This is a genomic window from Streptosporangium sandarakinum (genome assembly GCF_050942225.1).
GTDB classification, from domain to species: Bacteria; Actinomycetota; Actinomycetes; order Streptosporangiales; family Streptosporangiaceae; genus Streptosporangium; species Streptosporangium nondiastaticum.
Map to the genome: position 1 here is coordinate 4,663,579 of NZ_CP192034.1, position 26,199 is coordinate 4,689,777.

Consider the following 26,199-nt stretch of genomic DNA (forward strand, 5'->3'; position numbering starts at 1 on the left):
GTGCCGACGGCGACCACGTCGTCGCGGTCGCCGTCCGCGACGCGCCCGTCGCCTCGGCACCGCCACCGCCCCGCCACGGCCCCCGCCCCGTCGTCCGTTCCGGGCCGCGCGACGCCGAAACGTTAGGCGTCGTGGCGCTGCGCGCCCGCCGTGGCGCGCAGCGACGCCTGCAGCATGATCCTGGCCACGTCCGCCGCGGTGACCATGCCGACCACCCGCCCGCCCTCGCACACCACCGCGGCCACCTCCCCGCCACCGCCCGACAGCACGCCCACCGCCGGATCCTGCGCCTGCAGCACCCGCCCGGCCGGCAGCGGCCGCATGATCTGCGAGACGCGCACCTCGCCGCGCCGCTCCGCCGGCACCGCGCACAACGCCGCCAGCGACACCGTGCCGACCGGCGCGCCGGAGAAGTCCACCACCGGGAAGACGCTCTGCGCCGACCGCAGCGCCACCGTTTCGGCGAAGGCGCCCACCTCCAGCCACGCCGGCGCCTGGTCCACCCCGGAGGTCATCACCTCCCGCACGCTCAAGCCCTCAAGCCCCGACTGCGCCGAGCGGGCCAGGCCCTCGCTGCGGGCGCTGCCGGACAGGAACCAGCCGACCAGCGCCGTCCACAGCCCGCCCATCGGCGACCACACCAGCGTCTGCACCACTCCCGCGGCGATCAGCGCCATGCCCAGTGACTGCCCGGCCCGCGCCGCCACCCGGTCGGCCCGTTCCCGGTCCCCGCAGCGCCACCACAGCACCGCGTGCAGCACCCTGCCGCCGTCCAGCGGCGCACCCGGCAGCATGTTGAACACCGCCAGCACCCCGTTGACCGTGGCCAGCCACACCAGCGCCGACCACACCACCGGCACCCCCCGCGCCGCCGCCGCCACCGCCAGCGCGGCCCCCGCGACCAGCGCGCTCGTCACCGGCCCCGCCAGGCTGATGCGCAGCTCCGCCCGCGGCGAGCCCACCTCGCCGTCGAACTCCGTCACCCCGCCCAGCAGCCACAGCGTGATCGACTTCACGCTCACCCCCGCCCGCCGGGCCACCAGGGCGTGCGCCAGCTCGTGCGCCAGCAGTGAGGCGAAGAACACCGGCGACGTCACCGCGGCGGCCACCCAGTACAGCTGCGGCGCCAGTCCCGGCGCCGAGACGGGCAGCACCGCCGTACCCAGGATCACCGCGATCAGCGCGACGATCAGCAGCGCGGACCAGTGGGCCCCCACCGGGACCCCCGCCACGCGTCCCAGACGCAGCGTCGGATTCACCCCTCAAGCGTGAACCGCCACCGCGCCCGCGGTCCAGAGGCCTTCGCCCCACACCCGCCGGGACCTTCGTCGCCCCCGGCACCTCCACCGGCCGGCGCCGCCCCTTTTCCCGCGGGTGAGGGGCGGCGCCGGCCGGTGGACCGGTCACGGCGCCGGCAGCGCGGCCTCGCGTCCCCGCCCGGCCTCCACATGCGCGTCCGGGCCGGGGAACACCAGGCTCTCGTGCTCGGCTCCCTCCCAGCGCACCACGTACGGCGGCTCCCCGCCGGGATGACGCAACTCCACGATCACACCGATCCGTCGTCCCTCACCCGTATGGGCGCCCTCGACGATGAGCCGGTCCCCCACCTGTGCCTTCATCACACGTCCTTTCCGCTCGCGCCCCCTGAAAAAAGGGGGCGATCCCCCTTCTCACAGATCCCGGCCCGGCGGCCGGGAAGAACCACGGCCGGCCCGGCGCCTCACGCCTGCCGCCTGCGGCGCCAGCGCTGGTCGGCCAGCGCCCACGCCCGCTCCCACTCGGCCGCCCGGTGCCGGTTCAGCAGCCCCCGCAGTCCCGCGACGCCCAGCAGCAGCAGCGCAGCCGCCCACCCGATCAGGGTCACCACCGCGAACACGGTGTCCAGGACCGTCTTGACGTGACTCTGCGGCGCCGACGTCGGCCTGCCCGAGGTGTCCAGCCACACCCGGGTGTGCGTCCCGGCCCCCGTATCCGGCGGCAGCGTCACCTTCGCGGTGCGCACCGCCCCCTCGGCCGTGCTCCAGCGCACCGTCCGCACCCGCCACTGCGGACCCGTCTCCGGCGCCTTCGGCGCGTCCACCACCTGCGCGGTCACCGGCACCCGGTGACCCGGCCCGGTCAGCTCCGCCCGCAACCCCCCGGCGTACACCTGTCGCCCCAGCGCCATCGCCGGCCACAGGCACGCCACGAACAGCACGGCAGCCACCAGCAGCGCCACCGTCTCCAGCCGGTCCGAACCCCTGCGCAGCGGATTGCCGTCGAACCGGTGCAGGTTCAGGCGGCACCTCGCCCACCGAGTAACGCAGCGCATCGGGCCACCTCCCGCGGCCGACATCCACAATCCCCAGCATTCGGCACATTTCCAGCGTTCGGTGCGCCACACCCCACCTGCCAGGGTCTTTTGACGCCCCCGCCCGGGACCTTAGACCTCCCAGACCAACCCTCGCCCCGGCCACGCCCAACCTGGGACCTTCGTCCCTACCACCGCCGCCGCCCGGCCGCTACCGTGCACCTATGATTCGCGTGTTCCTTGTAGACGACCACGAAGTCGTGCGCCGGGGCGTCGCCGCCCTGCTCGAGTCCGAAGGCGACATCGACGTGATCGGCGAAGCCGGAACAGCCGAGTCCGCCATCGCCCGCATCCCCGCCCTCAAGCCCGACGTCGCCGTCCTCGACGTCCGCCTGCCCGACGGCAGCGGCATCGACGTCTGCCGCGAGGTCCGCTCCAAGATGCCCGACCTGGCCTGCCTGATGCTCACCTCCTTCGCCGACGACGAGGCCCTCTTCACCGCCGTCATGGCCGGCGCCGCCGGATACGTCCTCAAGCAGATCCACGGTTCCGACCTCGTCGGCGCCGTCCGCACCGTCGCCGCCGGGCAGTCCCTCCTGGACCCCCAGACCACCGCCTCCATGCTCGCCCGCCTGCGCGATCAGGCCGCCCGCAAGGACCCCCTCGCCGCCCTGTCCGACCAGGAGCGCCACATCCTCGAACTCATCGGCGAGGGAATGACCAACCGCCAGATCGGCGAGCGCCTCTACCTCGCCGAGAAGACCGTCAAGAACTACGTCTCCAACCTGCTGGCCAAGCTCAACATGCAGCGCCGCACCCAGGCGGCCGCGCTCGCCGCCCGTCTCAAGGCCGACCATCACGAATGACAGGACCTTCGCCCCTTACCCGACCCCGAAGACGATCGGCACCCTGGACCACATGAAAGTCGATTCCGCCGGCCTGAAAGGCGATCCCGCCGGCCTGAAAGTCGATTCCGCCGGCCTGCACGTGCTCTCCCGCCAGGAGTGCATGCGACTGCTGTCGACCGCTCCCATCGGCCGGATCGTCTTCACCGACCGCGCCCTGCCCGCCGTCCAGCCCGTCAACTTCTGCCTCCACCACGGCGACATCGTCATCCGCACCAACGCCGGTTCCAAACTCGCCGCCGCCACCCGCCACGCCGTCGTCGCCTTCGAAGCCGACGACTTCGACCTCCGTACCCGCACCGGCTGGTCCGTCACCGCCGTCGGCCGTGCCCGCGCCGCCAGCGACCCCGACGAGATCAGCCGCCTGGCCGCCCTGCCCCTCACCCCGTGGGCGCCCGGCCAGCGTGACCACTACATCATCGTCACCGCCGAGCAACTCTCGGGCCGCCGCCTCCACCGCTGAAGAACACCCCGCGCCCCGGTGGCCACCGGGCCCACCCTCCCTTTCGCGGTCCGCCCCCCTCGCCCGGCCCGGCCGGCCCCCGTGCCCGCGGCGCCCGCCGTTTGCCGTCCACGGCCCCGGGCAGACCCGCACCATGCCGCTTTCCGACCACACCCTGCCCCTGCTCACCGAGGGCTACGCCTGGCTGCCCGAACGCCGCCGCACCCACGGTTCCACCGTCGTCACCCGCCTCATGGGCCACCGCGCCACCGCCGTCCACGGGCCCGACGCCGCCCGCTTCTTCTACGACGAGAACCACATCCGCCGCCACACCGCCCTGCCCGAACCCATCAAGAGCACCCTCTTCGGCCACGGAGCCGTCCACACCCTCGACGCCGCCGCCCACCGCGTCCGCAAGGCCATGTTCACCTCCCTCATGACCGACGACGGCATCGCCCGCCTCGACGACCACGCCGCCGCCGCGTGGGACAAGACCGCCGCCGCCTGGAACGGCCCGCGACCCGTCACCCTCTTCGACGAGGTCGGCCGCATCCTCACCCGCGCCGCCTGCCGCTGGGCCGGCGTCCCCCTCGACGACGCGGACGTCCCCGCCACCGCCCGTGACCTCCTCGCCCTCGTCGACGGCTTCGCCACCCTCGGCCCCCGCCACTGGAGGGCCCGCGCCGCCCGGATCCGCCTGGAGAACCGGCTGGCCCGCCTCATCCACGACACCCGCACCGGCGACGCCCCCGCGGCGCCGCCCGGTACCCCTCTGGCAGCCGTCGTCACCCACCGCGACGCCGACGGTCACCCTCTCGACGACCGCCTCGCCGCCGTCGAACTCCTCAACCTCATCCGTCCCACCGTCGCCGTCACCTGGTACGTCACCTTCGCCGCCCACGCCCTGCACCGCCACCCCCACCACCGGGCCGCCCTGCGCACCGGCGACGAAGCCCGCACCCACGCCTTCGCCCAGGAGACCCGCCGCTTCTACCCCTTCGCCCCCTTCGTCGGCGGCAAAGCCGTCACCGACCTCACCTGGGAAGACCACCGCATCCCCGAGGGCTCCCTCGTCCTGCTCGACATCTACGGCCACAACCACGACCCCCGCCTGTGGCCCGACCCCCACACCTTCGACCCCGGCCGCTTCCTCGACCGCCCCACCGGCGAGTTCGACCTCATCCCCCAGGGCGGCGGCGACCCCCGCACCGGCCACCGCTGCCCCGGCGAGGCCATCACCCTCACCCTCCTGCGGACCCTCACCACCCGCCTGGCCCGCCTCGACCACGACCTGCCCGACCAGGACCTCACCATCAGCCTGCGCCGCATCCCCACCCGCCCCGCCAGCGGCTATCTCCTGGCCAACGCCCGTCCCGCCGCCTGACGGCCCCACCCGGGGACTTTCGCCCCTACCCCCGCCCGCCCCCGGCCGCCCACCCTGGAAGACGAACCCCCACGGCCGGGAGGGACCATGACACGACCCGTCATCGCCGGCGCCGACGGCTCAGCCCCCTCGCTGCGAGCCGTCATGTGGGCCGCCCAGGAGGCCGCCCTCAGAAAGGCGCCCCTGCTCATCGTCCACACCGCCCTCCGCTGGGCCGGCAACGTCCCCCTCGTCCCCCAGCCCCACCACTGGGGAGCGGCCGCCGAAGCCACCGCCTGGGAGCTCCTGCGCCAGGCCGCCGAACGCGCCCAGACCGGCACCGACGTCCAGCACGTCACCACCGACATCGCCGACGGCCCCGCGGCCGACGCCCTCGCCGACGCCGCCCGCCACGCCCAACTCCTCGCCGTCGGCACCCGCGGCCGCGGCGGCTTCGCCGGGCTCCTCCTCGGCTCCGTCAGCCGCGACCTCGCCACCCGGTGCCCCTGCCCCCTCGTCGTCGTCGGCCCCCCGCCCCCCGGCCGGCCCACCCACATCGTCGTCGGCGCCACCGGAAAACCCGGCCAGGAACCCGTCCTGGAATTCGCCTTCGAAGAAGCCCTGCTCCGCGAGCTCCCCCTGCGCGCCGTACACGCCTGGACCCATCCCCACGCCACCCCCGGGCGGCCCCAGCCCCTCGTCTACGACATCGACGCCGTCGGCCAGGAGGAAGCCCTCCTGCTCGCCGAGGCCATCGCCGGCTGGCGGGAGAGGTTCCCCGGCGTCACCCTCACCGAGCACACCCTGCACACCCATCCCGCCAAGGCCCTCATCGACGCCTCCCACGACGCCGAACTCGTCGTCGCCGGCGCCACCGCCCGCCGCGTCACCGGCCTCGGCCCCACCGCCTCCATCCTCCTGCACCGCTCCCACGCCCCCGTCGCCGTCATCCGCCACCCCACCCCCTGACCCGAAAACCCTCAACACCCCACAAAGAACCACCAACCCGGCGTGCCGCCACCCCACCCCCGGAAACACTCCTCACCAACCGCCGCCGCGGCACCCGACCACGAGGAGACCCGGGCCCATGACCCACGCCACACCACGCCCCGACACCCTCCCCACCATCCGCCCCAACCACTTCGACCCCCCGCCCCGGCTCCTGCACTGGGCCCGCCAGACCCCCATCCGCCCCCTCACCTACGCCGACGGCCACCAGGGATGGCTCGCCACCGACCCCGCCGTCATCCGCGCCATCCTCACCCACCCGCACTTCAGCAACCGCCCCGAACACCTCCACCTGCCCGTCGACCCCTACTCCACCCAGCGCCGAAGGCAACACCGCCCCGGCTTCTTCCTCCAGGCCGACCCGCCCGAGCACACCCGCTACCGCCGCCGCCTCATCGGCCACTTCACCGTCCGCCGCATGAAAGCCCTGCGCCCCCGCATCGAGGCCATCACCACCAGCCACCTCGACGCCATGTGCCACCACGGCCCGCCCGCGGACCTCGTCCCCGCCTACGCCCTGCCCGTCCCCTCCCTGGTGATCTGCGAGCTCCTCGGCGTCCCCTACGCCGACCGCGCCCGCTTCCAGCGCGACTCCCGCACCCTCCTCAGCCTCGCCTCGACCCCCCAGCAGGCCGACGCCGCCCTCGACGACCTCACCGCCTATCTCCGCGACCTCACCCACCACAAGCACACCCACCCCGCGGACGACCTCATCACCGACATGACCCGCGACGCCGGCCTCACCCACGAAGAGATCACCAACATCTCCGTGCTCCTGCTCGTCGCCGGCCACGAGACCACCGCCAACATGATCGCCCTCGGCACCTTCGCGCTCCTGGCCAACCCCGCCCAGCTCGCCACCGTCCGCGACGACCCGGCCGCCACCCACACCGCCGTCGAGGAACTCCTGCGCTACCTCACCATCGTCCATCTCGGCCCCGTCCGCGCCGCCACCCGCGACACCGACATCGACGGTCACCACATCACCGCCGGCCAGTGCGTCACCCTCGCCCTGGCCGCCGCCAACCGCGACCCCCGCCACCTCCCCGACCCCGACACCCTCGACGTCACCCGGCCGCCCACCGGCCACCTCGCCTTCGGCCACGGCATCCACCAATGCCTCGGCCAGCACCTGGCCCGCACCGAACTCGCCGTCGCCTACCCCGCCCTGCTACGCCGCCTGCCCTCCCTCCGCCTCGCCGTACCGCCCCGCAGCATCCCCATCCGCGCCCACACGGCCATCTACGGGGTCGACCACCTCCCCGTCACCTGGGAGGGGACCACCGGGTGACGTCCACGCCGGCGCCACCGCCCGCATCGGCGCCGGCGGGCGCGCCCTCACTCCAGGCCCCTGCGCCCGGCCAGCATCAGCCGCAGTCCCACCACCACCCCGGTCACCGCCACCAGGAAGCACACCACCGCGAGCACCCATCCCACCGCCCGGCGTCCTCCGCCCCGCCGCGCCGCCGAGACGCCCACCAGGCCCAGCGCGTACACCGTCACCCACCCCACCCCGCCGGCGAACGCCACCAGCACCACCCGCAGGAACTCCCTCATCTCACCGTCGAACACCGTCACGCCTCCTCCCACTTCATCCGGCGTCCCACCCGCTCGGCGTTGACGTTGGAGGCGTTCACCGGCCGCAGATCGGCCGCCACGTAGAACCAGAAGGCCGCCACCAGAGCCAGGACGAACATCAACCCCACGCCCTGTATCCCGCCGACCCATCGCGCCCCCCACCACACCAGCGCCCCCAGCGCCGCCGCGCCCGGCAACGTCACCAGCCACACCCCCGCCAGCTCCGCGACCACCCGCCAGCGCACCCTCGACACCCCCTGGTGGATCCCCGCCCCCACCACCGAACCGCAGCACACCTGCGTCGTCGACAACGGAAACCCCGAATCCGACGCCACCAGGACCAACGCCGCCGTCCCGCTCTCCGCCGTGAACCCCTCCGCGCCCCGGATCCGCACCAGCCCCCAGCCCACCGTACGGATGATCCGCCACCCCCCGAAGAAGGTCCCCGCCGCCATCGCCGCCGCGCTGCTCACCACCACCCACCCCGCGGGAGCCTCACCCGCGCCCACCGCGTCCCCGGTGACCAGCGCCAGCATGATCACACCCATCGTCTTCTGCGCGTCGTTCGCCCCGTGCGCCAGCGCCACCAGCGACGCCGAACCGATCTGCCCCGCCCGGAAACCCCGTTCCCGCATCCCCGCCGGCACGCCCCGCGTCACCCACCGCACCACCCACGACCCGGCACCCGCCACCAGCGCCGCCGCCACCGGAGACAACAGCGCCGGCAGCAGCACCACCGACACCACCCCCATCCCCTTGACGGCCGACGCCCCCACCGCCACGAACGCCGTCCCCACCAGCCCGCCGACCAGCGCGTGCGAAGAACTCGACGGCATCCCCAGATACCACGTCACCAGATTCCACAGCATGCCGCCCATCAGCCCCGCGAAGACGACCGGCAACGTGATCACCCTGCTGTCCACGATCCCCTCGGCCACCGTCGCCGCGACCTTCAACGACAGGAAGGCCCCGGCGAAGTTCAGCACCGCCGACAGCCCCACCGCCGCGTACGGCCGCAACGCCCCCGTCGCCACCGACGTCGCCACCGCGTTCGCCGCGTCGTGGAACCCGTTGGTGAAGGCGAAGACCAATGCCGCGGCCACCACCACCGTCAGCAGCAAAGGCCCCGTGTCCATGCCAGACCCCTGAACACCAAAAAGCCTGGGTAACCCGTAAAAACAGTAAGAAACCCTAAAAGTCGGGTGTGAGGTGGAGCGGCGGCCCCGGCCGCCGCCTCACCCCCGGCCCGCCTCCAGCACCGCCCCCACGATCGACGCCGTATCGGCCGACACCCCCAGCCCCTCCACCAGCACCGACGGCGTCGCCTCCACCCCCGCCCGGCCCGCCATCGCCGTCACGAACCCCACCCATCCCAGGTGGACCCCCGCCCGCACACACTCGCCGAACGACCCGTCCACCACACCGGCCGCCCCGCCCGCCTCCACCAGCTCCTCATCCGACAGCCCCGGCCCGCCCTCCGCCGGCTGCCACCTGAAAAGCATCCGCGCGTACTCGGTGAACCTCCCCGCGTCCGCCGCGCACCCCGAGGCCGCCGCCGCGCGCGACGAGTACCGATCCGGCGACAGCCAGTCCAGGAAACCCATCGGGTGATACACCACGCTGACCGCCCCGTCGGCCGTCAGCCGTTCCAGCGTCGGCCCCGCGGACTCCTCGAACCTCCGGCAGAACGGGCACAGGAAATCGACGTAGACGTCCACCGTCACCGGCCCCGCCCCCACCACGATCCCCGCCCCGTCGGCCGACGCCCCCGCCGGCACCCGCTCCGGCCGCGCCACCCCATCCGGCCAACCCGCCATCACGCCCCCCGCGCTCCCCCGAACGGCCGACGCCCCGCACCCCGCGGCCTACCCCGTTCCTACCCATCCCCCGGTCCCCGCCCCCGGTGACGGCCGGACCACCGGCGCGCACCCGCGCGCCCCCGGACCGGACCGCCCCCGCGCCGTGCTCCCCGTCCGTTCGCGGAGGCGGCTATGCGGACAGCCGATCCAGCCATTCCGCGAGCAGTCGCCGTTCGGCGTGGCTCAGGACGTTCTGGTCGGGCAGCGCGGCGCGCAGGGCGCGGGCGGCGCCGACCGGGCCCTGTTCCCGCACGGCCGGTTCCTCGCTGGTGACGGCGGCGATCATCGCTTCGCGCAGCGCGAGGAGGAGGGCGGGGTCGCGCTGGGGCTCGGGCAGGGACAGCCAGGTCAGGACGGCGCCCCGTGCGGTGGCGTGGATGATCTGGGCCGCGAGGTCCTCCCTGACGCGCAGCCGGCCCGCGACGGCCAGGCGGCGGATGCGGTCCATGAGGAGTTCGAGACCGATCCGGAAAGCGGTGGTGGACCTGGCGGGCTCGCCGTACATCAGCGCGTACAGCGCGGGGTTGGCCAGTCCGAACTCGACCGCGGTGTCCCAGCCGGCGCGCAGTTCCCTGATCGGATCCTGCGGGTCGGGGTCAATGTGCTTGGCGGCCAGGAACCGGGTGAAGCCGTGTTCGGCCACGGCGTCGAGCAGCCCCTCCTTGTCGCCGAACAGCCGGTACAGGGCGGGTGGCTGCAGTCCGGCGGCGTCGGCGACCGCGCGGGTGGTGATCGCGTCGCGGCCCCCGCGCTCCAGCAGATCGATCGCGACGTCGATGACCCGGCGGCGGGTCTGCTCACGCGTTGTGGCGCCGGGCTCTGCGCCAAGCCCCACGCGGTTCTGGTCAGCCGGCATGTATCGATGATAACGCCACTCGAGTATCGGCACGTTACCATTGTTAACAGTCTTTCGTTAATGATGTTATTAACAGTGATAACATATTTTCCTTTCCATCGGAAACATCAGTGCAAGGAGCGTCACCATGGCCGATCGCCTGCGGATCGTCGGGGTGGAAGAGACCGTCGTCGTACCCGCCGTCTACGAGGCGTACCAGCGGGCCGGATCACCGCGGATCCCCGCCCGCGGCTTCGGCGACGGCCCGATCGCCAGGAACCTGCGCGAGGTCGGTGAACAGCGGCTGGCCCACATGGACGACCAGGGCATCGACGTCGCCGTGCTGTCCCTGTCGTCGCCGGGCGTGCAGGACCTGCCGGAGGCCGACGCCGTCGCGGTGGCCCGTGAGGCCAACGACCAGCTCGCGGAGATCGTCGCCTCGCACCCCGACCGCTACCAGGCGTTCGCCGCGATCCCCACCCGGACGCCGGCCGCCGCCGCGGCCGAGCTGGAGCGCGCCGTGTGCCAGCTCGGCTTCCCCGGCGCCATGCTGTACGGCCGCACCGGGGACAAACTGGCCGACCACCCGGACAACGACGAGCTGTACGCCACCGCCGAGCGGCTTGGCGTGCCACTGCACTTCCACCCGCAGACGCCGGTCCAGCCGGTGATCGACGCCTACTACTCCGGCATCGGCCCGATCGGCACGCCGCTGGCCGGGGCGGCGATCGGCTGGTACTACGACCTGGGCGTGCAGTACCTGCGCATGATCTTCTCAGGTGTCTTCGACCGGTTCCCCGGCCTGCAGGTGATCGCCGGGCACTGGGGCGAGGTCGTCATGTTCTACCTCGACCACACCGGATTCTTCGCCGGGGCCGGCGGCCTTCAGCGGCCGCTCGCCGACTACTTCAGGCAGAACTTCTGGGTCGCCGGCAGCGGCACCAACAGCCCCCGCTACCTGCGCTGGACCGCCGAGGTCATGGGCACCGACCGGATGCTGTACTCCACCGACTACCCCTTCACCTACGGCTTCCGCCCCGGCGGCTTCCCCTACGTCGACACCAGCGGCGGCGCCGCCCGCTCCTTCCTGGAGGAGGCGCCCTTCACCGACGACCAGAAGGCCGACATCGCCCACCGCAACTGGGAACGCCTCACCGCCGGCGTGCGGCCTGCTCGGTGACGCGCTCGATGGCCTGGACGGCGAGATCGGGCTGGTCGACGTAGATGTAGTGGCCGCTGTCCTTGGCCGTGCTGAGCTTGGCGGCGCTGGACAGCGCGAGCCACCTGCGCTGCCCTTCGGCCCATGCCTTCTCCAGGCGCGGCCCGTACTTGGGGACGGCCGCGAGGTACGGCTGCCCGTGCCGGATCACCTCCACCGGGATGTCCCCGGCGGAACGGACCTTCCCGTCGGGGATGACGAGCTTCTCCGGGTTCTGTCCCTGGAACACCGCGAGGTTCTGTGCGCGCAGCTCGGCCGCCGGGCCGGCGGCGGACTCGGGGATCGCCTTCTTGATGTCGTCCAGCATGGTGGAGGGGGTGGCGTCCATCAGGACCAGCCCCTTGACCCTGTCCTGGTGGTCGGGGGCGTACCTGGCGGCGATCAGCCCGCCCAGCGAGTGCCCGGCCAGGACGGCCGGGCGGTCACCGGCGACGCGGCCGATCACCCCGGTCAGGATCTCGCCGGTGCCGGCGAGGTCCTGCGGGCCTTCCGGCTGGTCGCTCGCGCCCGAGCCGAGCCGGTCGTAGGAACAGACCCGGTTCCGCTCGCCCAGCGTCTTCTGGAGGGCGGCCAGCTTGTCCAGGCCGTCGCCGGCCCCGTGCATCAGGATGATGACCGGACCGTCTTTCCCCGGGTCGCCCGAGCAGGACACGTTCACCGACCGGCCGGCGACAGTGATCTTCTCGGTCCCGGAGATCGGGGTGGCGGCCGTCTGCGCGGCGGTGGGTGTCCGCGTGCCGGAGGCGAGGGGGTCCCATTCATCCAACTTGTCCAACTTGTCCGCGCCGCAGCCGGTGACCCCCACGCCGAGCACGGTGCAGCACAGCGCGGCCGCAACGGATGTCCTGGTCTTGCGGAGCATGAGGTCCTCCAGTGAGAGAGTCGGCGCCGGGGTGAGGCGCACGGCGGTGTCGTGGAAGGCGACGGAGCGCCATGGCCGCGTCGTAACGCTAGGGATCCGGCGGCCCGAGATCGTCCCCGCGCGGTGGACATTCGCCGGTAGCTCGTACGGGGGACAAAGGCGGCCCGCCGGAGAGGATCGTGATCGCCGCGCTCCGCCGCGCGGTGCGGACGCCGCCGGAAGGCGCACGTCATCCACGGCGGCGCCGTACGGCGAGCCGCAGGTGCGCCTGTCCCCCGTGAGAGCCACCGGCGAATGTCCACCACACGGGGACGACTCCGGACCGCCGAGTTCCTAGCGTTTCCCTGCGTAGCGGCGCCCCGCCGCGGAGCCCCCACGTAAGGAAAATCGTCATGCGGTTGTTGAAACAGCTCGTTTCCGTCGCGCTGGCCGCCTTCGCCGGCGGCGCGATCGTGGGCGCGGTGCAGGGGAACCCGCTTCTCACCCTGCTCCTCGGCGTCGCGACGGGCGCGACCGCTACGCTCCCCCAATGATCGATCTACGGCGGGCCACGGACCTGTGGCGGCGGTGCGACATCGTGGTCCGGGACCTGCCGTTCGGGCTGCTGCTGGCCGTCGCCTCGCTCCTGCCGGCACTCCACGGCAAGGGGACGCAGGTCGGCGACCTGCCGACCCGCCCCTTCGACGCGCTGGCGTTCGTGGTGATCGCCCTGGAGTGCCTTCCGCTCGCCGTGCGCCGGCGGTGGCCGGCCGTGTGCCTGGCCCTGGTGTCGCTCGGCTTCGCCCTCGACCAGTTCCACGCCTACCACGTGCTGGCGAGCAACGCGATGCCCATCGCGCTCATCAGCGCGAGCGCCCATCTGGAGCGCCACCGGCGCGTCACCGTGGCCCTCCTCTCCCTGGCGTACGTGCAGCTGGCGTTCACGCTCAGCCGGCTCGGCGCGGCCGAGAAGGTGGAGGGTTACGTGGTGTTCTACCTGGCCCTGGCCCTGGCGTGGGGCATCGGGGCCTGGCTGCGCTCCACCCGCGCCGCCGAGGCGGAGCACCGCCGCCACGTCGCCGAGGCCACCCGCGCCGCCGAACGCACCCGGATCGCCCGCGAGCTCCACGACGTCGTGACGCACCACGTGACGGCGATGGTCGTGCAGGCCGAGGCCGCGCGCTACCTGACCGCCGTCCCCGACCGCCTCGACGCGACGCTGAGCGCCGTCACCGACACCGGCCGGCGGGCCATCACCGACCTGCGGCACATGCTCGACCTGCTCAAGGCCGATCACGACACCGACGTCGGCATGCCCTCCGCCGGGGAGCTGCACACCCTCGTGGAGCAGACCCGCCAGGCCGGGCAGCCGGTGGAGTTCACCGAGGAGGGCAGCCCCGCGGAATCGGCGGGCAGCGCCGAGTTCGTGACCTATAGGGTCGTCCAGGAGGCCCTGACGAACGCCCTCAAATACGCCCACGGCAGCCCGACCGTGGTCCGGGTGCGCTACAGCGAGAAGGAGATCAGCGTGGAGGTCAGCACCGGCGGTCCCGGCTCCAGGGCCGTCTCCCCCGGCGGGAGCGGACGGGGCCTGGCCGGGCTCCGCGAGCGGGTGGACGCCCTGGGCGGCGAGTTCAGCGCCGACCGGAAGGCGGGTGGCGGCTTCGTGGTGCGGGCCCGCATCCCCGCGGGCAGCCCGTCGTGAGCGCGCCGATCCGGGTCCTGGTCTGCGACGACCAGGCGCTGATCCGCACCGGCTTCGCCACGATCATCGACGCGCAGCCGGACCTGGAGGTGGTGGGCGAATGCGGTGACGGCCGCGCCGCGGTCGACCTCGCCCGCAGGCTGAGCCCCGACATCGTGGTGATGGACGTGCGGATGCCGGTGCTCGACGGCATCGAGGCCACCCGCCTGCTGGCCGGCGCCGGGGTCGAGAGCCCGATCAAGGTGCTCGTGGTGACGACGTTCAACCTGGACGAGTACGTGTACGAGGCGCTGCGCGCGGGGGCGAGCGGGTTCCTGCTCAAGGACGCCCCGCCGGCGCAGCTCCTGCACGGCATCCGCACCGTCGCGACGGGCGCGGCGCTGCTGGCGCCCGAGGTGACGCGGCAGCTCGTCGGCAGGTACGCGGCCCGGATCCGCCCCGCCCGGACCACGCCGGACGAGACCGCGCTGACCCCGCGCGAGCTGGAGGTGCTGCGCCTCATCGCCGACGGCCGGTCCAACAGCGAGATCGCCGCGACGCTGGTGATCAGCCAGGAGACCGTCAAGACGTACGTGTCGCGCATCCTCACCAAGCTCGACCTGCGTGACCGCGTGCAGGCGGTGGTCTACGCCTACCGCAGGGGCCTGGTGACCTGAGACGCACGGCCCGGCGCGGTGATCATCGCTTCTTCCGTTCCGCTCCCGGGCCGGGCCGTCCGGCCGCCCCGTCCGCGAGGTGCGCCGCTCGCCGGAACGGCGACGCCCCCTCGGGGACGGTGAGCGAGCCGGCCCCGGGACCGGGCCGCACTACGCGGAGGCGTCGGCGAAGCGGCGGGCCAGGCGCGCGAAGGCGTCCTTGAGCTCGGCCGGGCCGACGACCTCGATGTCGGCGTCGAACCTGCCGACGGCGGAGGCCAGGCCGATCCACGACCACGAGCCCAGGACGAGCCGGCAGCGGTCCGGACCGAACTCCTCGACGACCCCGTCGCGGACATAGGGGGACACCTCGGCAGCGGGCAGGCCGAGGATCACCTCGCCGCGGCAGGGCCGGCCGCCGGAGCCGTCCGCGCCCAGGAACCTGCCGGTCACGAAGGCGGTCACCGTTCCCCCGGGCAGCTCACGCGGGGCGAAGCGGGGCCCGGCCGGGAGGCGCGGGACGATCCGGTCGGCACGGAAGGTGCGCCAGTCCTCGCGGTCGAGGTCCCAGGCGACGAGGTACCAGCGCCCGCCCCACGTGACGAGGTGGTGGGGCTCCGCCCGCCGCGGCGAGGACTGCGGACCGTAGTCGAAGCGCAGCACCTCGCGGGCGTGGACGGCGGCGCCGAGCACCATGATCAGTTCGTGGCCGGCCTGCGGGGCCGGCCGGGACTCGGGCCGCTCGACGGCGGTGACCTGGAGGGTGTCGATCCGGTGGCGCAGCCGCGCGGGCATGACCTGCCCTACGGTGGTCAACGCGCGGGCCGCGGCCTCCTCGATGCCGGCGCCGCCGGTGACGGCGGTCCGCAGCGCGACGGCCAGGGCGACGGCCTGCTCGTCGTCGAACAGCAGCGGGGGCAGCCGCGTGCCGGAGTCCAGCCGGTACCCGCCGTCGGGTCCCTTGAACGTCGCGATGGGATAGCCGAGCTCCCGCAGCCGGTCGATGTCACGGCGCACGGTGCGCGGGCTGACCTCCAGCCGCTCGGCCAGCAACGCCCCCGGCCAGTCCCGGCGCGTCTGGAGCAGCGAGAGCAAGGCCAGCAGTCGCGCTGAGGTCTTCGGCATGGAATCCATCGTGCCGCACGTAGCGGCCACATCCTGACCTCTACTCCGGCGACCGTTCTCCTCCGCCGGGCGCTGCGCAGCGTCCGGAACCGGCAGGAGCGACATGTCCGCCCCTCTCCCTCCGCGATGGACATCACGCGACCACCGAGAGGCGTATCGCGGGCTACCCCCGGCGTCGTAGCCCGTCCGGCCGCCGATCCCGGCGGGAGCGGGGCGCAGGAGTAGGGCGGATGACTCCGCGGGCAGGACGCGGCCGAACCCCGGCCGGACGACGATTACCGGTCATGAGAACCCCAGCCAGGTACATCCACGGGGCGGCGCTGCTGGCCACCGGCCTGCTCGCGGGCGCGTTCGGATACGGCGCGGCCAACGTGATCCCCACGTTCGGGGCCGTTCCGCTGGATGTGCGCCTGACCTTCCACACCACGATGATGAAGGTCAACGAGCCGGTCATGCAGAGCGCGATGGCGCTGGCCGTCCTCACCACCTTCGGCCTGGCGATCACCGGCCGCGGCCGGACCCGCCGGATGGCGCTCGGCGCCGGCGCGCTGACGCTGACATCACTGCTGATCACCGTGTTCGGCAACATCCCGCTGCATGCGCGTTTCCGGGAATGGGCCGCCGGCCCGATCCCGGAGGGCTACGCCCAGGTCTTCCAACGATGGGAACTGTTCCACACCCTGCGCACCCTGACGGCGTTGGCCGCTTTCATCCTGACCATCCTGATCGTCACCATCACCAATCGGCCCACCACCCACCACGCCCCGCACGATCGCGGCCCCGAGCCCAAGGACATGACCACGACAAGCACATTCGAGGTGGCCTGATGCCCGACTTCCACGCATTCCTGACCCGCCTGCCGCACGAACCGGCCTTCAGCCACGAAGACCCGGCCACGATCGTGGACCGCTACCATTCGATCACCCGGACGGTGGAGCCGTGAACCTCACCCTCATCGGCTCCACCGGCCGCACCGGCCGCCACGTCCTCACCGAGGCGCTGCGCCGCGGCCACCGGGTCACCGCCTTCACCCGCGACGCCGCCGCCCTGCGAGCACGACCGCACGCCGTCGTCGAAGGAGACGGCCGCGACCCGGAGAGAATGCGCGCGGCCGTGGCGGGCGCGGACGCGGTGATCTCCATCATCAACGGCGGCGACAGCCGCGACCCGCACCGCGCCGCCCAGGCCACCCGCACCATCATCCAGGCCATGACCGGGACGGGGGCCCGGCGGCTGATCACCACCACCCCCTACCCGATCGTCGCCCGCAAGCCCTACCTGCTCATGTGGCTGCTGCACCGCCTGCTGGCCACCCCCTACGCCGACGCCCGCGACCTGGAACGGGCCGTGAGCGCCAGCGACCTGGACTGGACCATCGTCCGGCTGACCCGGCTCACCGACCGGCCCGCCACCGGAGCGGTCGCGATCCGCCGCGGACCGCTCGCCAAGCCGCGCGCCCTGACCCGGACCGACGCGGCGAGCACCCTGCTGGACATCGCCGAGGAGGGGCACCTGAGCGGCATGGCCGTCAACGTCCACGGCCGCTGATCGCCTTACCGCCGGCTCGGGGGGCGACGTCGCCTCCCCGAGCGACACGGCGGGCGGCCGGCGCCTTCGGAAAACCGTTTGAGGGCTCCTCCTCGTCCCCGTAGGGTGCCTGCGGCCCCGTCACAGTGAGGAACAGAGGACAGAACCGCGTGACCCCGCCTGCTCTTTAGACCTGACACCTTCTTCCGCTCACCTTCAAGCCGGCGCCGCCGCCGGCTCCGCCGGGCTGCCCTCGTGCGCCCGGTCATACAGCGTTTGAGGTCGCGCGTAATCGGCCTCGTGTCAGGTCTAGAGAGATCATGTCTTCACAACCTCATATCGTGCTGCCCTGGGTCGTCCGCCGGACCAGGCTGCCTCTGCTGTCGTTGCGGTGCGTGGACTGCCGGTCGGAGTCGGCCACCACCGGCGAGGGCAGGTTCCGCGTCAACGCCAACGGCAAGCTGCTGGACGTGTGGCTGCTGGTCCGCTGCGTGTCCTGCGGCCGGACGAGCAAGCTCACCGTGCACGATCGGGCGCCGGTCAGATCCTTCGATCCGGCCGAGCTCGACGGCTACCACGCCAACGATCCGGAGCTGGTGGCCTCCAGGCTGCTGGATCCGCTGCTCGCCCGGCGCAACCGCTTCACCCTGGACTGGAGGGGGGCCTGGCGGCTGGACGCCCCGCCGGCATGGCCCGGCGGGGTGTGGCCGGTCCGGGTGGAGGTCGTCTTCGCGGATCCGGTGCCGGTGCGCCCGGAGCGGCTCATCGCGCACGGGCTCGGCCTCAGCAGGAGCGAGGTGCTGCGCCGGATCAAGTGCGACGTCCCGCTGCACCGCCCGACGAGCACCGGGTTCGCCTTCACCGTGATGGCCGGGGACTAGCGGGGACGTAGCCGCGACGCGCGATCCCCCTGAACATCCGCGCGGAACGCATCTCGTCCAGCGGCGGCTCCGGCGCACGGAGCCGCCGCGCCGGTCACGGCCGTGACCGGCGCGGGCGACCGGTCAGCCGCCCGCCTCGCCGTACAGGGTGACGAGCGCGGCGGCCGTCTCGGCCATCAGGGCCCGCAGCTCCGGCGGCTCCAGCACCTCGATGTCGGTGCCCAGGCGCAGCAGCAGCCAGCGGGCGTGCCGGACCGACTCGATCGGCAGGCGCACCACCGCCCAGCCGCGCTCGTCCGGCTCGCCCGCGCCGGCCAGCGCGACATCGGCGGCGTCGTCGCCGACGGTGTAGCGCAGCAGGCCCTCCATGCCCGGCGCCACCCGTACCACCGCCTCGGCGGTGTACATCCGGCGGCGGAAGTCGGCGGCGTAGCGCTCCCAGTAGGCGGCCAGGTCGAACCCGGTGGGCCGTTCGAACCGCCCGCCGAGCACCTCGGCGCTGACGATCCGCGACACCCGGTAGGTGCGCGGCTCTCCCCCGCCGACGGCGGCCACCATGTACCACGACCCGCCCTTGAGGACCAGCCCGTACGGCTCGGCCACCCGCTCGACGTCGCGCGGCCCCCAGCGGCGGTAGGTCATCCGCAGCGGCCGCTGGTCCCACACCGCCTCGGAGACCTCCGTCAGAAAGGGCGCCTCGTCGGCGCCGCGGTACCAGCCGGGCACGTCCAGGTGGAAGCGCTCACGCATCCGGGTGGCGTGCGAACGCGGCTCCGGCGGCAGCGCCGCCAGCAGCTTCAGCTCGGCGTTGGCGGCCACCTCCCCCAGCCCCAGCTGGGTGGCGGGCCCGGGAAGCGCGGCCAGGAACAGCGAAGAGGCCTCCTCGGCGGTCAGGCCGTTGAGGCGGGTGCGGTAACCGTCCAGCAGCCGGTAGCCGCCGGCCGGGCCGCGGTCGGAGTACACCGGCACCCCGGCCGACGACAGCGCCTCCACGTCCCGGTAGACGGTGCGGACCGACACCTCCAGCTCCCGGGCCAGCTCGGTGGCCGTCATCCGTCCCCGGGTCTGCAGAAGCAGCAACAGTGACAGCAGACGGCTCGCGCGCATGGCCCCATTGTCCCGCAGCATCGTCCCGCGGCAGCCCCGTGCGGGCCGCCCGGACCGGACCCGGACCGGCCGCGACCCGGCCGGGCGCCCGCACCGCGTGTACGGCGGGCGCGGGGGCACGGGCCGTGCCGGTCCGTCCCGGCGGCCACGCCGGACCACCGCGCCGCCGGGTGGGGGCCGCCACACGCGGCCCCCGCCCGGCCCACGCGCTAGGCGACCTCGTGCAGGCGCTGGCAGGCGACGCAGTAACGGGCCAGCGGCCGGATCTTGAGCCGCTCGAACGGGATGCCCGCCTCGCAGTGGGCGCAGCGGCCGTAGGCGCCGTCCTCCAGCCGCTCCAGGGCCCGGGTGAGCTCGGCGACGGCGCGGTCGGCGGCGGTCATGGAGGCCAGCAGCTCCTGCCAGGTGCCGTCGGCGCCGGTGCCGTCCTCCGCCTCGGCCTGCAGGCCGACCAGCTGACGGGTGCGCCGTTCCAGCTGCTCCTGCAGGTCCTGACGGAGCGCCTGCAGCTGGATGCCGCTGAGGTGGGGCTTCGGGCGGATGTCGGTCATGGTACGGGTTCCTTCCTGGTGACAACGGGCACCGAAGCGGCCCAGCTGCCGCAGACGGTGATGATCAGGGTGAAGAGGCTCGAAGGAGCCGTGGAGGGTGACGACGGACGCCGAGGCCGTCAGCGGCCGCGGGCGGTGGTCCGGGCCGCCGGGACCGGCTGCGGGCACAGGCCCACCAGGCCGCGGATCGTGGCGTGCTCGGGTTCGGGCGCCGCGCCGACCGGCACCCGCAGCGCGGCGCGCAGGCGCTCCAGCAGTCGTTCCTGCCGGGCGCCTCCGCCGGTGACGACCAGGCCGGCCGAGCGCAGGCGGCCGGGCAGCCGCCGCAGCAGACCGGCCGTCATGTCGACGACGCCGTCCAGCGCGTAGAGCGGCAGACCGGTGCCGGTCGTGGCGCTCAGCTGGAGGACGGCGGCGTCGGTGATGACACCGCCGTCGATGACGACGGCCTCGACGAGACCCGCCCCCACGTCCAGCAGCAGACACGGCCGGGGACCGGTGACGTCCAGCCCGGCGCCGACGGCCGCGGCCAGCGGCCCCTCCACCAGCGTGGCCTCGCATCCGGCGACCTCGGCGACCGCGGCGCTGACCACCCGCCGGTCGTCCGGCGTCGCCGCCACCGGCACGCCGGTCAGCACCCGCTCCGGCGGCCAGGCACCCGACCAGCGGGCCTCCAGCAGCACCAGCCGGACCAGTCGCAGGTAGGCCGCAGGGTCGGCGACCACGCCGTGCCGGACGGGCCGCACCGGGCCCGGGACGCCGGACGGCCGGCCGACGACCGCCGACGGCCGGTCGGCGATGGCGCACCCGCCCGACGACACCGACCGGGTGCGTGCGGTGCCCACGTCGAGCGCCACGAAGCCCCGGCGGGCGGGGGCTCATCGGAGGCGCCGCCGGTGAGCTCCGGGGTGCGGGCGTCCGCCGGTTCCCGGCCCGCCGCCGCGCGGGACCGCGGAACGGCGGTGGCGAGCCGGTCGTGCGGCAGCCCGCCGCCCTCCTCCGGCCGGGCCGGGGACTGTTCGCGGTGCTGCGGATGGGTGTGGGCTGATCTGACATCGGCCATGGCGGTGATCGCTCCTAGCGTGTGCCCGAAAGCAGGCTCACCCCGCTCACAGGCGGGGGCCACGGCGGCGTCTCGGCCCCGCGGCAGGCGGCGAGGAGCCCGGCGCGCGCTGCGCCGGGTCCCCGCGGCGTGAGCGGCCGAGGACACCGGATGAACGAAAGGCGGCGACCAGGTCCCGTCCCGTGGCTCTCCGCCGCGCCGCGCGCCGGCCGTACGGCGCCCCGCAGGGCAGGACGGCGAAGGCGGCGTAGACGGCGAAGGCGCGGCCCCGGACGTGTTCCGCGGGCGCGGCCTCGGGGCGGAGCCCGCGGCTGACGGCGGCCGCGACCGGCGGAACCGGTCCGGGCGGCCGCGGCGGAGAGCCGCGGGACGGGACCTAGATCGAGGAAACCCGGGCCGGCGGGCTGCGCGACCCCGCGATGCGGTGCGCGAACTGCTGCGGATCACGGATCAGGTCCGCGTCCGGGCCCGGCGACGGCAGCAGCGCCAGGTGAGCGGCGTCCTGCTGCCGCTCGCCGCGCGACGGCCACAGCGACAGGACGTGGTGCTCACGGGCTCCGGCGGCCTGCGGCGGCAGGCTCGCGGGCGCGTCGTCCCACGTGCCCGTGCCCCACACCGGGCCGGACGACTGCCCCGCCCGGTGGGCGGGCTCCCCGCCGTTCCAGGCGCCGGGCGAGCCGGACAGCAGCAGGGACAGCAGAACCAGGCCCATCACGGCGACGGCCGCGACGGACCCGCCCGCTGTGCTGCGCCGTGGCCTGGTCATGAGGCCGACCATAGCCCAGACGGTGCGAAAAGGCATGTCCATTCGTTGCGGCTCCGTTCCGGCGTGCATCGCGGGGGTGCGGGCGGGCACGGTCCGCCGAATCCTCCTGCCCGGGGAGGCCGCCGCGTGGACCGTGGGTGCGGGCGGGCACGCGCCGGGGTACGGTGGCCGCGACACCCCCCTTTTTTCTTTCCGTTTTTCTTTCCGTCGGCCAGGAGGAGACGTGCGCAGCAGACTGCCCGCCGTCCTGCTCCTGTTGCTGTCGGCGTTCGTTCTCCTGCCGCCTCCCGGTGACGCCCACCGGCCCGCCGACGCGGCGCCGGTGGCCTGGTGGAGCGGCCCGGCCCTCCATGCCGCGGCGGATCCGGCCGTCCACGCCGGGGCGGACCCGGTTCTGCCGCGCCTGCACCCCGCCCGTGGCACGCCCGCCCCGCCGGCGTGGCCTGCCGTCCTGCCGCCCGTCTGGGAGCCGGGCGGCACCCTGCGGCCGGCCGGCATCGCGGCCGGCCCCGCTCCGGCGGCGCCGCTGCCGCGCCCGCGCCGGGCCCCGGCCCGCGCACCGCCCTCCACGACGCGCTGACGTCTCTTTTCCCCGACAGCCCGTGGAGGCTTCCATGTCACGTGCGCCCCTGTGGCGCGCGGTGGCGGCGTTCGTCATCGTCGCCATCGCCGTATTACTCACCGTCACCAAATCGCCACGCCTGGGCCTGGACCTGCGTGGCGGCACCCAGCTGGTCTTCGAGACCCGGGACTCCCCCACCGCCAAGGCCGACTCCGAGGCCACCGACCGCGCCCTGGACGTGCTGCGCCGCCGCGCCGACGCGCTCGGCGTGGTCGATCCCACCCTGGTCCGCTCCGGCGAGCGGCGGATCATCGTCGAACTGCCCGGCGTGCTCGACCCGCGCCAGGCCGCCCAGGTCATCGGCAGGACGGCGCAGCTCACCTTCCACCCGGTGCTCGGCCAGGCCGACCCCGACCCCAGCCCCGGCGCCAGTCCCAGTCCCAGTCCCAGCACCGACCCCGGCTCCGAGGCGGCCGGGGACGGACAGGTCCTGGCCGACGAGTCCGGGCGGCGGCTGCGGCTCGGCCCCGCCACGATCACCGGGGACGGGGTGAGCGACGCCGCCGCCCGCAACGACCTCCAGCAGGGACCGGCCTGGTTCGTCACCGTCGACTTCCGCGACGCCGCCGCCTGGCAGCGGCTGACCGGCGAGGCCGCCTGCCACGACCCGGGCGACGACCGGCGCCGCGTCGCGATCGTGCTGGACAAGGAGATCATCTCCTCACCCCAGGTCGACACGACCGTGCCCTGCCGCACCGGCATCGCGGGCGGGTCCACCCAGATCACCGGCTCCTTCACCCACCAGCAGGCGCAGGACCTGGCGGTGCTCATCAAGGGCGGCGCCCTGCCCGTCCCCCTCGCCCTGATCGAGCAGCGCACCGTCGGCCCCACCCTCGGCGCCGAGGCCATCGAGGCCAGCGCCGAAGCGGCCATCGCCGGCGTCCTGCTCACCGCGCTGTTCATCATCACCGTCTACCGGTTGTCCGGGCTGCTGGCCGCCGTCGCGCTCGTCACCTACGGCCTCATCTCCTACGCCGCGCTGCTGGCGTTCGGCGCGACGCTCACACTGCCCGGCCTGGCCGGATTCGTGCTGGCCATCGGCATGGCGGTCGACGCCAACGTGCTGGTGTTCGAACGGGCCCGCGAGGAGTACGCCCGCGCGCCGAGACGCGGCCTGCGCGCGGCCCTGAACGCGGGGTTCAAGAACGCCTGGAGCGCCATCGCCGACTCCAACATCACCACGCTGCTGGCCGCCGGGCTGCTGTTCTGGCTGGCCTCCGGGCCGGTGCGCGGTTTCGGCGTCACCCTGGCCATCGGCGTGCTGGCCTCGCTGATCTCGGCGATGCTCATCACCCGCGTCCTGGCCCACCCGATCATCGGCAGGGTCGGCCCCCGGCTGTCCGGGCTGGCCACCCAGGGCCGGGTCCGGACCTGGATCACCCGCCGCGAACCGCGCCTCATGGCCCGCGGCAGACTCTGGCTGGCCCTGGCCGCCACCGCTTTGGTCCTCGCCGTCACCGGACCGCTCCTGCACGGCCTGAACCTCGGCATCGAGTTCACCGGCGGCCGGCTCGTCGAGTTCACCTCTGCCGCACCGGTGAACACCGAGACGGCCCGGCAGGCCGTGGCCGAGGCCGGGCACCCGGCGGCGGTCGTGCACACCTCCGGCACCACGATCTCCGTACGCACCGGCCAGATCAGCGCCGACGACGTGGCCGGAATCGAGCGGGCGCTGGACCGCGACGCCGGCGAGGTGACCAAGCAGCGCGACGAGCTCATCGGCCCCAGCCTGGGCGAGGAGCTGCGCCGCAACGCGGTCATCGCGCTCGCCGTGGCGCTGGCGGCCCAGCTGCTGTACCTGGCGGTCAGGTTCCGCTGGACGTTCGGCACCGCCGCCGTCATCGCCCTCGCCGTGGACACCGCCGCGGTCGTCGGCGTCTTCGCCTGGCTGGGCAAGCCCATCGACGGGGTCTTCCTGGCCGCGATGCTCACCGTCGTCGGCTACTCCATCAACGACAAGGTGGTGGTCTTCGACCGGGTCAGGGAGCTGTGGCAGGCCCGGCGGCGGGACCGCTTCGCCGACGTCGTCAACTCCGCGATCCTGCAGACCGTCCCCCGCACGGTCAACACCGGGCTCGGCGCCCTGTTCATCCTCGTCGCGCTGGCCGTCTTCGGCGGCGACACCCTGCGTGACTTCGCCCTCGCGCTCATCATCGGCATCGTGGTCGGCACGGCGTCCTCGTCGTTCGTGGCCGGCCCGCTGGCGATCGAGCTCGAACGGCTCAACGAGCAGCCGCCGCCCGAGGCGCCCCGGCCGCGCGCCCGCCGGGAGGGCACCGGAGCCGTGGTGTAGGCAGGAGACCCGAAACGGCCGGGGGCCGGGCTCATTGATCCCGGCCCCCGGCCGTGCCAGTCTCGATGGCGACGGCACGGCGGGCGACGGCGCGCCGGGTGACGCCGTGGCAGGCGATGGCGCGGCGGGCGGCGAAAGGGAGCACGGCCATGGACCACCATGAACTTCACAAGCGGTTCGCCGCTCTGACCACCGCCCACCTGGCGGACGCCTGCATCCGCGCCCGCGTCCCGGTGCGGTGCGCGCCCGCGGCCCTGCGCGCCGTGACGCCCGGCGACCGCCTGGCCGGGCGGGTGGCCCCCGCCCGGCACGCCGGCAGCGTCGACGTCTTCCTGGAGGCGTTCGAACGGGCCGCGCCCGGCGACGTGCTGGTGGCCGACAACGGCGGCCGCCTCGACGAGGCGTGCGTCGGCGACCTGGTGGTCCTGGAGGCACAGGCCGCCGGGCTGGCCGGGATCGTGATCTGGGGGCTGCACCGCGACACCGCCGACATCCACCGGATCGGGCTGCCCGTCTTCAGCCTGGGGGCCCTGCCCACCGGCCCGCTGCGCCTGGACGAACGCCCCCCGGGCGCCCTCGCGTCGGCGGACGTGGGCGAGTGGACGGTGGGCCCCGGCGACCTGGTGCTGGGCGACGACGACGGCGTGCTCTTCATCCCCGCAGACCGCGCCGAGGAACTCCTCACCCTCGCCGAGGCGATCCGCGACACCGAGCGGCGCCAGGCCGAGCGGATCCGCGGCGGCGACACCCTGCGCGAGCAGGTGCGCTTCGGCGCCTTCCTCGCCGGGCGGCGGCAGAACCCCTCGCTGACCTTCCGCGACCACCTGCGGGCCGTGGGCGGCGCCATCGAGGAGTGACCGCACCGCCCCGGCGCCGCCGCCGGCGGCCTGACGCCCCGGCTCCGCCACGCCGAACCGTCCGGTACGGCCGCTGGCGCAGCCGGCGCAGGGCCGCGTCGGCGCAGTCCTCGGGGCCGCTGCTGAAGGCGATGGCCGCGCCGGGCGCGTGCCGCCGGACCAGGTTGACCACCCTCTCGAAGAACTCGAGCACCGGCGCGATGGTCTCAGGTGGCGCCGCCCGGGGCCGTCCACATCGCCGATCTTCTCGCCGGTCTCCTCGCCGGTCTTCTCGTCGGTCTCCTCAGAGGTCGAGCGCGTGCCCCGTCGTCGCGTCGATGTGATCGGGGATCTCGGCGTGGCGGTCGCCGACCGTCGGTGTCCCGGTGGGCTCGAACATGAGGATCGCGGCCGCGGCGGGAGCGGACGGCCTGTGCTCCACACCCCGGGGGACGGTGAACACCGCCCCCCGGGGGAGCCGGACCGTGCGCTCCCCGCCGGGCTCGCGCAGGGAGATGTGCAGTTCCCCGTCGAGCACCAGGAAGAACTCGTCGGTGTCGTCGTGGGCGTGCCAGATGTGCTCGCCCTCGACCTTGGCGACGCGTACGTCGTAGTCGTTGACGCGTGTGACGACGCGGGGGCTCCACAGAGTGTCGAAGGAGGCCAGGGCCTTGCCGAGGGTGATGGGTTCGTTGCTCACGAGTGCATCCTGGCCCATCGGGCACGACCGGCGGGAGTGCTAGGAATA

Annotated in this window: 29 protein-coding genes; 15 read left to right on the forward strand and 14 right to left on the reverse strand. The window is 74.0% G+C overall.

What is annotated here, in order from left to right:
- Window positions 1–122: 122 nt before the first annotated feature.
- From ACQP10_RS21970 to ACQP10_RS21980, 3 genes are all read right to left on the reverse strand, one after another.
- Window positions 123–1,259: a site-2 protease family protein gene (locus tag ACQP10_RS21970; protein WP_346022243.1), complete on the reverse strand. Its 1,137-nt coding sequence runs from the start codon at window positions 1,257–1,259 to the stop codon at window positions 123–125.
- Window positions 1,260–1,403: 144 nt separating this feature from the next.
- The gene (locus ACQP10_RS21975; RefSeq protein WP_179828595.1) at window positions 1,404–1,619 is read right to left on the reverse strand and encodes a DUF1918 domain-containing protein; all 216 of its coding nucleotides are present in this window, start codon (window positions 1,617–1,619) and stop codon (window positions 1,404–1,406) included.
- Window positions 1,620–1,720: 101 nt separating this feature from the next.
- Window positions 1,721–2,311 (reverse strand): Rv1733c family protein, encoded by a 591-nt coding sequence (locus ACQP10_RS21980; RefSeq protein WP_346022244.1) that lies wholly within the window; start codon window positions 2,309–2,311, stop codon window positions 1,721–1,723.
- A 203-nt stretch (window positions 2,312–2,514) separates the two neighbouring features.
- On the opposite strand from ACQP10_RS21980, the gene ACQP10_RS21985 reads away from it, so the two are divergent.
- The 5 genes from ACQP10_RS21985 (at window position 2,515) to ACQP10_RS22005 (ending at window position 7,299) form a co-directional block, all read left to right on the forward strand.
- Window positions 2,515–3,156 carry a response regulator transcription factor gene (locus ACQP10_RS21985; protein WP_179828590.1) on the forward strand — a complete coding sequence of 214 codons (642 nt, stop codon included), beginning with the start codon at window positions 2,515–2,517 and terminating at the stop codon, window positions 3,154–3,156.
- Window positions 3,157–3,208: 52 nt separating this feature from the next.
- Complete coding sequence (locus tag ACQP10_RS21990) at window positions 3,209–3,658, forward strand: pyridoxamine 5'-phosphate oxidase family protein (protein WP_346022245.1); 450 nt, start codon at window positions 3,209–3,211, stop codon at window positions 3,656–3,658.
- A 133-nt stretch (window positions 3,659–3,791) separates the two neighbouring features.
- Window positions 3,792–5,021 (forward strand): cytochrome P450, encoded by a 1,230-nt coding sequence (locus tag ACQP10_RS21995; protein ID WP_346022246.1) that lies wholly within the window; start codon window positions 3,792–3,794, stop codon window positions 5,019–5,021.
- Between the two features lie 87 nt (window positions 5,022–5,108).
- Window positions 5,109–5,969: a universal stress protein gene (locus ACQP10_RS22000; protein WP_346022247.1), complete on the forward strand. Its 861-nt coding sequence runs from the start codon at window positions 5,109–5,111 to the stop codon at window positions 5,967–5,969.
- Between the two features lie 118 nt (window positions 5,970–6,087).
- A complete protein-coding gene (locus tag ACQP10_RS22005) occupies window positions 6,088–7,299 on the forward strand; it encodes a cytochrome P450 (protein ID WP_433539616.1) in 1,212 nt (403 codons plus the stop codon).
- Between the two features lie 47 nt (window positions 7,300–7,346).
- On the opposite strand, the gene ACQP10_RS22010 is transcribed toward ACQP10_RS22005, so the two are convergent.
- The 4 genes from ACQP10_RS22010 to ACQP10_RS22025 all read right to left on the reverse strand — a co-directional run bounded on the left by ACQP10_RS22010 (window position 7,347) and on the right by ACQP10_RS22025 (window position 10,301).
- Window positions 7,347–7,586 (reverse strand): hypothetical protein, encoded by a 240-nt coding sequence (locus ACQP10_RS22010; protein WP_433539617.1) that lies wholly within the window; start codon window positions 7,584–7,586, stop codon window positions 7,347–7,349.
- Window positions 7,583–8,722 (reverse strand): anion permease, encoded by a 1,140-nt coding sequence (locus ACQP10_RS22015; RefSeq protein WP_433539618.1) that lies wholly within the window; start codon window positions 8,720–8,722, stop codon window positions 7,583–7,585. Before ACQP10_RS22015 ends, ACQP10_RS22010 begins: the two co-directional genes overlap by 4 nt.
- A 99-nt stretch (window positions 8,723–8,821) precedes the next feature.
- Window positions 8,822–9,403 carry a DsbA family protein gene (locus ACQP10_RS22020; RefSeq protein ID WP_179828577.1) on the reverse strand — a complete coding sequence of 194 codons (582 nt, stop codon included), beginning with the start codon at window positions 9,401–9,403 and terminating at the stop codon, window positions 8,822–8,824.
- 172 nt (window positions 9,404–9,575) lie between these two features.
- Entirely contained in the window at window positions 9,576–10,301 is a 726-nt protein-coding gene (locus ACQP10_RS22025; RefSeq protein WP_346022252.1) for a TetR/AcrR family transcriptional regulator, read from the reverse strand.
- Window positions 10,302–10,428: 127 nt separating this feature from the next.
- On the opposite strand from ACQP10_RS22025, the gene ACQP10_RS22030 reads away from it, so the two are divergent.
- Window positions 10,429–11,460, forward strand: coding sequence for an amidohydrolase family protein (locus ACQP10_RS22030; protein ID WP_389998770.1), 1,032 nt, complete (start codon window positions 10,429–10,431; stop codon window positions 11,458–11,460).
- Here the strand turns inward: ACQP10_RS22030 and ACQP10_RS22035 are convergent.
- Window positions 11,432–12,361 carry an alpha/beta fold hydrolase gene (locus ACQP10_RS22035; protein ID WP_433539619.1) on the reverse strand — a complete coding sequence of 310 codons (930 nt, stop codon included), beginning with the start codon at window positions 12,359–12,361 and terminating at the stop codon, window positions 11,432–11,434. The two genes, ACQP10_RS22030 and ACQP10_RS22035, sit on opposite strands and share 29 nt — an antisense overlap.
- Window positions 12,362–12,753: 392 nt before the next feature.
- Here ACQP10_RS22035 and ACQP10_RS22040 point away from each other — a divergent pair, with 392 nt between their 5' ends.
- Genes ACQP10_RS22040 through ACQP10_RS22050 form a run of 3 tightly spaced genes read left to right on the forward strand, consistent with a single transcriptional unit; the run spans window position 12,754 to window position 14,701 of the window.
- Window positions 12,754–12,894 carry a hypothetical protein gene (locus tag ACQP10_RS22040; protein WP_433539620.1) on the forward strand — a complete coding sequence of 47 codons (141 nt, stop codon included), beginning with the start codon at window positions 12,754–12,756 and terminating at the stop codon, window positions 12,892–12,894.
- The gene (locus ACQP10_RS22045) at window positions 12,891–14,045 is read left to right on the forward strand and encodes a sensor histidine kinase (protein WP_433539621.1); all 1,155 of its coding nucleotides are present in this window, start codon (window positions 12,891–12,893) and stop codon (window positions 14,043–14,045) included. Before ACQP10_RS22040 ends, ACQP10_RS22045 begins: the two co-directional genes overlap by 4 nt.
- Window positions 14,042–14,701, forward strand: a complete 660-nt coding sequence (locus ACQP10_RS22050; RefSeq protein ID WP_346022257.1) for a response regulator transcription factor — start codon at window positions 14,042–14,044, stop codon at window positions 14,699–14,701. Before ACQP10_RS22045 ends, ACQP10_RS22050 begins: the two co-directional genes overlap by 4 nt.
- A 150-nt stretch (window positions 14,702–14,851) precedes the next feature.
- Here the strand turns inward: ACQP10_RS22050 and ACQP10_RS22055 are convergent, their stop codons facing one another.
- Window positions 14,852–15,805 carry a helix-turn-helix transcriptional regulator gene (locus ACQP10_RS22055; protein ID WP_433539622.1) on the reverse strand — a complete coding sequence of 318 codons (954 nt, stop codon included), beginning with the start codon at window positions 15,803–15,805 and terminating at the stop codon, window positions 14,852–14,854.
- Between the two features lie 284 nt (window positions 15,806–16,089).
- On the opposite strand from ACQP10_RS22055, the gene ACQP10_RS22060 reads away from it, so the two are divergent.
- The 3 genes from ACQP10_RS22060 to ACQP10_RS22070 all read left to right on the forward strand — a co-directional run bounded on the left by ACQP10_RS22060 (window position 16,090) and on the right by ACQP10_RS22070 (window position 18,213).
- Window positions 16,090–16,632 (forward strand): anthrone oxygenase family protein, encoded by a 543-nt coding sequence (locus tag ACQP10_RS22060; RefSeq protein ID WP_433539623.1) that lies wholly within the window; start codon window positions 16,090–16,092, stop codon window positions 16,630–16,632.
- Between the two features lie 112 nt (window positions 16,633–16,744).
- Window positions 16,745–17,353, forward strand: coding sequence for an NAD(P)-dependent oxidoreductase (locus tag ACQP10_RS22065; RefSeq protein WP_433539624.1), 609 nt, complete (start codon window positions 16,745–16,747; stop codon window positions 17,351–17,353).
- 320 nt (window positions 17,354–17,673) lie between these two features.
- Window positions 17,674–18,213, forward strand: a complete 540-nt coding sequence (locus ACQP10_RS22070; protein WP_389998792.1) for a DUF1062 domain-containing protein — start codon at window positions 17,674–17,676, stop codon at window positions 18,211–18,213.
- Between the two features lie 123 nt (window positions 18,214–18,336).
- On the opposite strand, the gene ACQP10_RS22075 is transcribed toward ACQP10_RS22070, so the two are convergent.
- The 4 genes from ACQP10_RS22075 to ACQP10_RS22090 all read right to left on the reverse strand — a co-directional run bounded on the left by ACQP10_RS22075 (window position 18,337) and on the right by ACQP10_RS22090 (window position 21,700).
- A complete protein-coding gene (locus ACQP10_RS22075) occupies window positions 18,337–19,320 on the reverse strand; it encodes a helix-turn-helix transcriptional regulator (RefSeq protein WP_346022262.1) in 984 nt (327 codons plus the stop codon).
- Between the two features lie 209 nt (window positions 19,321–19,529).
- Window positions 19,530–19,871 (reverse strand): TraR/DksA family transcriptional regulator, encoded by a 342-nt coding sequence (locus ACQP10_RS22080; RefSeq protein WP_433539625.1) that lies wholly within the window; start codon window positions 19,869–19,871, stop codon window positions 19,530–19,532.
- Window positions 19,872–19,990: 119 nt separating this feature from the next.
- A complete protein-coding gene (locus ACQP10_RS22085; protein ID WP_433539626.1) occupies window positions 19,991–20,716 on the reverse strand; it encodes a rod shape-determining protein in 726 nt (241 codons plus the stop codon).
- Window positions 20,717–21,310: 594 nt separating this feature from the next.
- On the reverse strand, window positions 21,311–21,700 hold the full coding sequence (locus ACQP10_RS22090) for a hypothetical protein (protein ID WP_346022264.1): 390 nt from the start codon (window positions 21,698–21,700) through the stop codon (window positions 21,311–21,313).
- Window positions 21,701–21,923: 223 nt separating this feature from the next.
- Between ACQP10_RS22090 and ACQP10_RS22095 the strand changes: the two genes are divergently transcribed.
- The 3 genes from ACQP10_RS22095 to ACQP10_RS22105 all read left to right on the forward strand — a co-directional run bounded on the left by ACQP10_RS22095 (window position 21,924) and on the right by ACQP10_RS22105 (window position 25,472).
- The gene (locus ACQP10_RS22095; RefSeq protein ID WP_346022265.1) at window positions 21,924–22,280 is read left to right on the forward strand and encodes a hypothetical protein; all 357 of its coding nucleotides are present in this window, start codon (window positions 21,924–21,926) and stop codon (window positions 22,278–22,280) included.
- A gap of 34 nt (window positions 22,281–22,314) precedes the next feature.
- Complete coding sequence (secD, locus tag ACQP10_RS22100; protein ID WP_433539627.1) at window positions 22,315–24,615, forward strand: protein translocase subunit SecD; 2,301 nt, start codon at window positions 22,315–22,317, stop codon at window positions 24,613–24,615.
- Between the two features lie 149 nt (window positions 24,616–24,764).
- Window positions 24,765–25,472: an RraA family protein gene (locus tag ACQP10_RS22105; protein ID WP_433539628.1), complete on the forward strand. Its 708-nt coding sequence runs from the start codon at window positions 24,765–24,767 to the stop codon at window positions 25,470–25,472.
- Between the two features lie 283 nt (window positions 25,473–25,755).
- Here ACQP10_RS22105 and ACQP10_RS22110 read toward each other — a convergent pair whose 3' ends face one another.
- Window positions 25,756–26,151 carry a cupin domain-containing protein gene (locus ACQP10_RS22110; protein ID WP_399500878.1) on the reverse strand — a complete coding sequence of 132 codons (396 nt, stop codon included), beginning with the start codon at window positions 26,149–26,151 and terminating at the stop codon, window positions 25,756–25,758.
- Window positions 26,152–26,199: the final 48 nt, after the last annotated feature.